The sequence below is a fragment of the Acidimicrobiales bacterium genome (assembly GCA_025455885.1).
Lineage (GTDB): Bacteria > Actinomycetota > Acidimicrobiia > Acidimicrobiales > Acidimicrobilacustridaceae > Rhabdothermincola_A.
This window is the reverse complement of sequence record JALOLR010000022.1, coordinates 25482-33581: the sequence shown is the minus strand read 5'-3', so window position 1 is coordinate 33581 and position 8100 is coordinate 25482. Positions and strand designations below refer to the sequence as shown.

Annotated in this window: 9 protein-coding genes; 1 reads left to right on the top strand and 8 read right to left on the bottom strand. The window is 71.6% G+C overall.

Translation table 11 applies throughout. From position 1 onward, the window contains the following. Window positions 1–182: 182 nt before the first annotated feature. The 7 genes from MUE36_15080 to MUE36_15050 form a co-directional block, all read right to left on the bottom strand. Window positions 183–716: an SRPBCC family protein gene (locus MUE36_15080; protein MCU0312254.1), complete on the bottom strand. Its 534-nt coding sequence runs from the start codon at window positions 714–716 to the stop codon at window positions 183–185. A 26-nt stretch (window positions 717–742) separates the two neighbouring features. Further along, entirely contained in the window at window positions 743–1147 is a 405-nt protein-coding gene (locus MUE36_15075; protein ID MCU0312253.1) for a VOC family protein, read from the bottom strand. A 112-nt stretch (window positions 1148–1259) separates the two neighbouring features. Continuing rightward, window positions 1260–2813, bottom strand: coding sequence for a glutamine-hydrolyzing GMP synthase (gene guaA / locus MUE36_15070; GenBank protein MCU0312252.1), 1554 nt, complete (start codon window positions 2811–2813; stop codon window positions 1260–1262). Between the two features lie 67 nt (window positions 2814–2880). Then, a complete protein-coding gene (locus MUE36_15065) occupies window positions 2881–4044 on the bottom strand; it encodes a GuaB3 family IMP dehydrogenase-related protein (protein ID MCU0312251.1) in 1164 nt (387 codons plus the stop codon). Window positions 4045–4169: 125 nt separating this feature from the next. Continuing rightward, complete coding sequence (locus MUE36_15060; GenBank protein MCU0312250.1) at window positions 4170–4562, bottom strand: hypothetical protein; 393 nt, start codon at window positions 4560–4562, stop codon at window positions 4170–4172. A 33-nt stretch (window positions 4563–4595) separates the two neighbouring features. Further along, window positions 4596–5333 carry a CoA pyrophosphatase gene (locus MUE36_15055; protein MCU0312249.1) on the bottom strand — a complete coding sequence of 246 codons (738 nt, stop codon included), beginning with the start codon at window positions 5331–5333 and terminating at the stop codon, window positions 4596–4598. A 4-nt stretch (window positions 5334–5337) separates the two neighbouring features. Further along, window positions 5338–5496 (bottom strand): hypothetical protein, encoded by a 159-nt coding sequence (locus MUE36_15050; GenBank protein MCU0312248.1) that lies wholly within the window; start codon window positions 5494–5496, stop codon window positions 5338–5340. A gap of 101 nt (window positions 5497–5597) precedes the next feature. On the opposite strand from MUE36_15050, the gene MUE36_15045 reads away from it, so the two are divergent. Continuing rightward, a complete protein-coding gene (locus MUE36_15045; GenBank protein MCU0312247.1) occupies window positions 5598–6341 on the top strand; it encodes a potassium channel family protein in 744 nt (247 codons plus the stop codon). Window positions 6342–6440: 99 nt separating this feature from the next. Here MUE36_15045 and groL read toward each other — a convergent pair whose 3' ends face one another. After that, window positions 6441–8093, bottom strand: coding sequence for a chaperonin GroEL (gene groL / locus MUE36_15040; protein ID MCU0312246.1), 1653 nt, complete (start codon window positions 8091–8093; stop codon window positions 6441–6443). Window positions 8094–8100 lie beyond the last annotated feature (7 nt).

Below are 8100 nucleotides of genomic sequence, written 5' to 3'. Positions count from 1 at the left end.
CGCGGCGCCCGACATCTCCCGACCCGCGCCCGCCCACACGGCCGCGCTCGCTGGGCGCGCCCGGCCCCCACCCGAACGCCACCAGCCCGGCACCGGGCGTGGCGCCGTCCGCGTCCGCGTCCGCGGCTTCGACCGCGCTCGCCCACAGACCGCGGCTCGCGGGGGCCCCGGTCACCGCCGACTCAGGTGACCAGCAGCTCGATCCGGGCGAGCGTGGCCGCCATGTTGGCCCGGGTGCGGTCGGCGCCACGGCGGACGAGCGGCTTGGAGACCGGCGACTCCTGGCGGATGTCCCAGCTCTCGCGCACGAGCGTGCCGCCCTCGACGGGTTCGAGCTCGTAGCGCCAGATCCGCCCCGCCACCTTGCTGCCCAGCCACCCGGGCCCTCGGGTCTGCCAGGCGATCCGGCGGTTCTCCTCGAACTCCACGACCTCGGAGACCATCGAGTAGGGGATGCCCATCTTCATCGACATCCCGAACCGGCTGCCGAGCGCCAGCCGCTCGGACCCGGCCTTGGCCTTCACCACCGTGCCCGAACCGTCGATGTCGTGATGACGGACGGGATCGGCGAGGAGGGCGAAGATCGCCGACGCCTCCGCCGGGATCGTGCGCTCCACCGTCACGACGTCGGCGACGTCGCTCACGTCGGGGCTGTTCGTCGCGTCGTCCGGCTGGTTCGGGCCTTCGGCGTCAGGGGCATCGCGTTCATCTGGCATCCGGCCAAACTAGGCGGACAGCCCGGTCAGCCTCCCAGTGTCGACAGCCAGTCCGGATCGGGCGGGCACTCGCTCGACACGTCGACGATCATCCCGTTCGGGTCGACGAGCAGCATCCGGCGCTGCCCGTAGAACAGGTCCGTGGGCGGTTCGAGCACCTCCACCCCGCGTTGCTGCGCCCGCTGGTGGAGCGCGTCGACGTCGTCGACGACGACGGTCAGGAGCCCTCCCGTCGGGGACGACCGCAGCGCGTCCGGGACGATCCGGTGACCGCGGGCGATGATCCCGAGCTCCAGCCTCGGGACGTCGGGGGCCTGCAACTGCACGAACCAGTCGCTGTCGAAGTCGACCCGGTAGTCGAAGAGCGCGACGTACCAGTCGCGCGTACCTGGCAGGTCGTCGCTCAGGACCGAGAAGAAGCTCCGCTGCATCGCCACAGGCTACGGATCCCAGGTCTGGACCCGCCGCCGGACGGGCGAAGCTCGTGGGGACGGGTCACGGGCGGCGCGGGGAGGGATCCGAGCGCCGACCGCCGCGGACCGGTCACTCCCACTCGATGGTGCCCGGCGGCTTCGAGGTGACGTCGTAGGCCACCCGGTTGATGCCCGCCACCTCGTTGATGATGCGGCTCGACATGATCTCGAGCAGCTCGTAGGGCAGACGGGCCCAGTCGGCCGTCATGGCGTCCTCGCTGGTGACGGCCCGGATGATGATCGGGTGACCGTAGGTGCGCTCGTCGCCCATCACCCCGACCGAGCGGATGTCGGGCAGCACGGCGAACGCCTGCCAGATCTCGCGCTCGAGCCCGGCCGCCTTCACCTCCTCGCGCACGATGGCGTCGGCCCGCTGGAGCATGGCCACCTTCTCCGGGGTGACCTCGCCGATGATGCGCACCCCCAGTCCGGGCCCCGGGAAGGGCTGGCGCCACACGATCTCGTCGGGCAGGCCCAGCTCGGTGCCGACCTTGCGCACCTCGTCCTTGAACAGCGCCCGCAACGGCTCGACGAGCTCGAAGTCCATGTCGTCGGGCAGGCCGCCCACGTTGTGGTGGCTCTTGATCTTCGCGGCGTCCTTCGTGCCCGACTCGATCACGTCGGGATAGAGGGTGCCCTGCACGAGGAACGCGGCGTCGCTCAACCCGCCGGCGGCGTCCTCGAAGACACGGATGAACAGCTCGCCGATGGCCTTGCGCTTGTCCTCGGGGTCGGTGAGCCCGGCGAGGCGCTCGAAGAACCGGTCGGCGGCCCGGACGTGGATCAGCTCGATGCCCTGGTGACGCCGGAACGTCTCGACGACCTGCTCCCCCTCCCCCTGGCGCATGAGGCCGGTGTCGACGAACACGCAGGTGAGCTGGGCACCGATGGCCTTGTGGACCAGGGCCGCGGCCACCGCGGAGTCGACCCCCCCGGAGAGGCCGCAGATGGCCCGCCCGTCGCCGACCTGGGCGCGGATGGCCTCGACCTGGGTCTCGATGATCGAGCTCATCGTCCAGTTCGGCCCGAGGCCGCAGGCGTCGTAGAGGAAGTGCTCGAGCACCTCCTGGCCGTGGGGGGTGTGGACCACCTCGGGATGGAACTGCACCCCGAACACGCCCCGGTCGCGGTCCTCGAACGCCGCCGCCGGCGTGTCGCCCGTGGTGGCCGTCACCGTCGCGCCCGACGGGGCGGCGGCGATGGTGTCGAAGTGGCTCATCCACACCGGCTGGTGGGCGGGCTGGGTCGGGCCGAAGAGCAGGCTGTCACCGGTCACGTCGAGGTCGGTGCGTCCGTACTCCCCCCGCCCGGTGCGGGCGACCTCGCCGCCGAGGTCGCGGGCGAGGAGCTGCGCGCCGTAGCAGATGCCGAGGATCGGCACCCCGAGGTCGTACACGGCCGCGTCGATGGACGGGGCGCCGTCGACGTGGACCGACGCCGGTCCACCGGAGAACACGATCCCCTTCGGGGCCCGGGCCGCCACCTCGGCGGCGGTGATCGAGTGCGGGACGATCTCGGAGTAGACGTGCGCCTCACGCACCCGGCGGGCGATGAGCTGTGCGTACTGCGCTCCGAAGTCGACGACGAGGACGGTGTCGTCGGCGAGGTGACCGGGATCGGTCATGCGGGGTTCACGGGAGCGGGAGGGGTTCGTCGGGGGTGGGTGGGGATCCGACGCGCGGATCGCAGCGTCAATGCCCCATCCCGACGCCCTGGGACTTCTGCAGGTTCTTGCCCTCGGTCTGCAGCGCCGGCGCCACCATGACCTCGGCCTTCTGGAACTCCTTGACCGTCTCGTAGCCGCACGTGGCCATCGAGGTGCGCAGGGCGCCGAACAGGTTCATGCGTCCGTCGTTCTCGTGGGCCGGGCCCACCAGGATCTCCTCGAGCGAACCGCGGATGGAGGTCTGGACCCGGGCGCCGCGGGGCAGGGTGGGGTGGAAGGTGGCCATGCCCCAGTGGTACCCGCGGCCGGGGGCCTCGGAGGCCGCGGCCAGCGGCGAGCCGATCATCACCGCGTCGGCACCGCACACGATCGCCTTGGCGATGTCGCCGCCGGTGCCCATGCCGCCGTCGGCGATGACTTGGCAGTAGACCCCGGTCTCGTCGAGGTGGCGCATGCGCGCCGCCCGGGCGTCGGCGATGGCCGTGGCCTGGGGCACACCCAGGCCGAGGACGCCGCGGGTGGTGCAGGCGTGGCCGGGGCCGACGCCCACGAGCACCCCGGCGGCGCCGGTGCGCATGAGGTGCAGGGCCGCCTGGTAGCTCGCGCACCCGCCCACGATGACCGGGATGTCGAGCTCGCGGACGAACCGCTTGAGGTTGAGCGGCTCGACCGTCTTCGACACGTGCTCGGCGGACACCACGGTGCCCTGGATGACGAGCAGATCGAGCTCGGCGTCGATGAACTCCTGCGCGAAGGCGGCGGTGCGCTGCGGCGTGACCGACGCGCAGCTCACGACACCGGCGTCCTTGATCTCGCGGATGCGCCGGCCGATGAGCTCGGGCTTCACCGGCTCGAGGTAGAGCTGTTGCATGCGGGCGGTTGCCTTGTCGGTGGGCAGCTCGCTGATCTCCTCGAACAACGACTCCGGGTCCTCGTAGCGGGTCCACAGGCCCTCGAGGTTCAACACCCCCACCCCGCCGAGGCGACCGATCTCGATGGCGGTGGCCGGGCTGACCACGCCGTCCATGGCCGACGCCATGAGGGGCAACTCGAAGCGGAAGGCGTCGATCTCCCAGGAGATGTCGACGTCCTCGGGGTCGCGGGTGCGGCGGCTGGGCACGATGGCGATGTCGTCGAACCCGTAGGCCCGGCGCCCCGACTTGCCCATCCCGATCTCGACCTCGGCCATTCGCGTGTCCCTTCGCTGGGTTGGGGAGAAAACGGCGAAGGAAGGCCCGCTGGGCCCCTCTCCGCTGAAGCCCCGAGCCTATCCGCTCCCGACGACCGCTCCCGGCCCGAGTCGGGCGACCCGGATCAGTTCCCGGCGAGCGTGCGCAGCACCTGCTTGGCGACCTTCTGGTTCATCGACCAGAGCGTCGAGCGGCCCCGGTCCGAGACCTGCTCGACGATGCTGCCCCCGGTCAGGGCCTCGACGCTCTGCAGTCCGTCCACCATGGCCTTCGAGGTGGCGTCGGTGACCTTGTAGCCCATGTCGGTGAGGGCCTTCACCACGTCGTTCTGCGCCACCGGCGCGGGCGCGGCGGTGGCGATGATGCGCAGCGCGTCCTTCGTGAGCCCCGCCCCCTGGGTGATGGCGTCGGACATCGAGAGGGTGCCGTCGGGGTTCTCGTCCATCGACGCCAACCAGGCCCGGACCTGCGCGACCAGCTCGCTGTGGGTGTTGCCTTCGAAGATCAACTGGGGCATGGGGCGAACGGTAGCCCCTCGACCCGGCTCGGCTCAGGCGTGATCGTGCCGAGCGGCCTCGCCGGGGCGGGCTCCCCACGGCAGGGGCCGGTCGGCGGGGTCGTAGGTGCCGGTGAGGAGGCACAACAGGTTGCGCAGCATCGCCGCCGTCGCCCCCCAGATGGTGTCGCCGACGACGTCGAAGAAGAAGATGGGCCGGTCCATGGGCGCCACCCCCCAGCGCTCCTCGCGGAACACGTCGTCGGCGAGCAGCTCGGCCAGCGGGACGTGCAGGACGTGCTCCACCTCGGCCGGCGACGCCACCAGGTCGGGGACGCCGTCCAGCACGCCGACGAACGGCACGATGAACGAGTGGCTCGTCACCGTGCGGAGGTGGTCGAGCTCGCCGACCCGGGTGACCGAGGCCGGATCGAGGGCCACCTCCTCCTCGGCCTCGCGCAGCGCCGTGGCCCAGAGGTCCTCGCCGGGCTCCTGACGGCCGCCCGGGAAGGCCACCTCCCCCCGGTGGCTGCGCATGTGCTGGGCGCGTCGGGTGAGCACCACCACGACCTCGCCGTCGGCCTCGTAGAGCGGGACGAGCACCGCCGACGCGGTCGCACCGGTCCCCTCGCGATCGGACGGCTGTGCGGGCGGGGCCGACTGGAGCGCCGCCTCGACCTCGGCCAGCGACAGGTGCCGTCGACGCGCCGGCACCGCCGCCCACGGGGCCTCCCGACCCGGCATCGTCGAGTGCGGTCGGGGGATGCGCTGGCGGCCCCCTCGGTCGGGCAACGCCCTACGAGGACGTGGCGTGGGCGTCCACGAGCTGGCGCAACAGCTCGGGCATCCCGGCCGTCTTCAGGTTGGCCATCACCCGGCCCGGCGTCTGGTCGCCGCGCTCCCACTCCATCCAGGCCGCCAACAGCTTCTCGGGATCAGGTGCAGGGGAGTCCATCCCGGCAGGATACCCAGCCGCCCCTGTGACCGGCCCCGCCGACACGACCACCAGCCCGACGGTCCCGGTCGCGACCGGCGAGGGCCTCTACCCTCCGGTGCGTGGCCGACGAGCGCTCACTGCCCGCACCGTGGCGCGATGCGGTGCTCGATCCCGGCAGCTTCCTCCCGGTGCTGGTGCTGTGCGTCGCCACCATGATCGTCGTCCCGTTCACCGGGCTGGTGCGCGGCGGCGGCATCCTCGCCTTCCCCTTCACGGTCGCCCTGGTCGTCGTGGCGCTCCGCCGCTCGGGGGTGTCGCCGGCGACGATGCGGTTCGCGGCCGTCGTGATCGGCGTGGTGGCGGTGTCCTCCATCACGGCGCTCGTCGTCGGCCTCGTCACGGAGGTGGACGATCGCCACGTGATCACGATCTCCAGCGCCGGCTTCGCCGTGCTCTTCGCGCTGGTCTTCCCGTCGATGGTCCGTGCCGCACTCGGGCACCGCCGCGTGAACCTCAACACGCTGACCGCGGCCGTCAGCGCCTACCTGGTGATCGGCCTGTGGTTCACCATGATCTACCTCGCCCTGGCCTCGGTCAGCCCCCAGCCGTTCTTCGCCGGGAGCCCCACGCCGACGGTGGGCGAGTTCGAGTACTTCAGCTTCGTCACCCTCACCACCGTGGGCTACGGCGACCTCGCCCCGCTGGCGCCGGCCGGGCGGGCCGCGGCCGTCGCGCAGGCCATCCTCGGCCAGGTGTACCTCGTCACCACCGTGGCGCGGGTGGTGAGCCTCTACGGCTCCGAACGTCGCGCCGCCGAGGCGCCGGGGGGCCTCCACGAGTTCCGCAGCCGCAACGCCGACTGAGCGCGACGGGCGTGCGGGGGTCCGGACGCGACGGTGGGCCGGCCCCGAAGGACCGGCCCACCGGGCGTCAGGTCGACGTGACCCGGACCGGAGCCCGGCTCACATCATCCCGCCCATACCTCCCATGCCACCCATGCCGCCCATGGCGGCAGCCGCCGCAGCGGCATCGCCGGCCGGCTCGGGCTCGTCGGCGACGAGGGCCTCGGTGGTGAGCAGCAGTGCGGCGATCGAGGCGGCGTTCTGCAGCGCCGCCCGGGTCACCTTGGCCGGGTCGATGACGCCGGCCTTGAGCAGGTCGACCATCTCGCCGGTGGCCGCGTTGAGGCCGGTGGTACCGGTCTCGGCCTCGACCTGCTGGACGATGACGGCGCCTTCGAGGCCGGCGTTGTCGGCGATCAGCCGGGCCGGGGCCTCGAGGGCGCGGTGCACGGCGCGAGCACCGGTCGCCTCGTCGCCGTCGAGTCCGGCGATCACGTCGGTGACACCGGCGCGGGCCCGGAGCAGGGCCGTGCCGCCACCGGCGACCACACCCTCCTCGATGGCCGCACGGGTGGCGCTGAGCGCGTCCTCGATGCGGTGCTTCTTCTCCTTGAGCTCCACCTCGGTGGCGGCGCCGACCTTGATGACGGCCACGCCGCCGGACAGCTTGGCGAGGCGCTCCTGGAGCTTCTCGCGGTCCCAGTCGGAGTCGGTGTCGTCGATCTCACGCTTGATCTGGGCGACCCGGCCGTTCACGTCGGCCTCGTCGCCGGCACCCTCGATGATCGTGGTGTCGTCCTTGGTGACGATGATCTTGCGCGCCGACCCGAGCAGGTCGAGGGTGGTGGAGTCGAGCTTGAGACCCACCTCCTCGGAGATGACCTGGCCACCGGTGAGGATGGCCATGTCGGCGAGCATGGCCTTGCGGCGCTCGCCGAAGCCGGGGGCCTTCACGGCCACCGAGTTGAAGGTGCCGCGGATCTTGTTGACGACCAGCGTGGCGAGAGCCTCGCCGTCGACGTCCTCGGCCACGATCAGCAGCGGCTTGGCCGACTGCATGACCTTCTCGAGCACCGGGAGCAGGTCCTGGACCGAGGAGACCTTCGAGTTCACGAAGAGGACGTACGGGTTGTCGAGCACCGCTTCCTGGCGCTCGGCGTCGGTGACGAAGTACGGCGAGAGGTAGCCCTTGTCGAACTGCATGCCCTCGACGAAGTCGAGGTCCATGCCGAAGGTGTTCGACTCCTCGACGGTGACGACGCCGTCCTTGCCCACCTTGTCGATGGCGTTGGCGATGACCTCACCGATGGTCGTGTCGGCGGCGGAGATGCTGGCCACCTGGGCGATCTCGGACTTGTCGTCGATCTCCTTGGCCTGGGCGTGGATGCTCTCCACGGCGCTGGCCACAGCCGCCTCGATGCCCCGCTTGAGGCCGAGGGGGCTGGCGCCGGCGGCCACGTTGCGCAGGCCCTCGCGCACCAGGGCCTGGGCCAGCACGGTCGCGGTGGTGGTGCCGTCACCGGCGATGTCGTTGGTCTTGGTGGCGACCTCCTTCACCAGCTGGGCGCCCATGTTCTCGAACGGGTCCTCGAGCTCCACCTCTCGGGCGATGGAGACGCCGTCGTTGGTGATGGTCGGGGCGCCGAACTTCTTGTCGAGGACGACGTTGCGGCCCTTCGGGCCGAGCGTGACCTTCACGGCGTCGGCGAGCTTGTTGACGCCCGCCTCGAGGGCGCGCCGGGCGTCCTCGTCGAACTTCAGGATCTTGGCCATGTGGTGG

Bases quoted from the DNA above. Each gene is read 5' to 3' on its own strand.
- guaA (MCU0312252.1), bottom strand. From the start codon at position 2,813: ATGACCGATCCCGGTCACCTCGCCGACGACACCGTCCTCGTCGTCGAC.
- groL (MCU0312246.1), bottom strand. From the start codon at position 8,093: ATGGCCAAGATCCTGAAGTTCGACGAGGACGCCCGGCGCGCCCTCGAG.
- MUE36_15060 (MCU0312250.1), bottom strand. From the start codon at position 4,562: ATGCCCCAGTTGATCTTCGAAGGCAACACCCACAGCGAGCTGGTCGCG.
- MUE36_15065 (MCU0312251.1), bottom strand. From the start codon at position 4,044: ATGGCCGAGGTCGAGATCGGGATGGGCAAGTCGGGGCGCCGGGCCTAC.
- MUE36_15080 (MCU0312254.1), bottom strand. From the start codon at position 716: ATGCCAGATGAACGCGATGCCCCTGACGCCGAAGGCCCGAACCAGCCG.
- MUE36_15050 (MCU0312248.1), bottom strand. From the start codon at position 5,496: ATGGACTCCCCTGCACCTGATCCCGAGAAGCTGTTGGCGGCCTGGATG.
- MUE36_15075 (MCU0312253.1), bottom strand. From the start codon at position 1,147: ATGCAGCGGAGCTTCTTCTCGGTCCTGAGCGACGACCTGCCAGGTACG.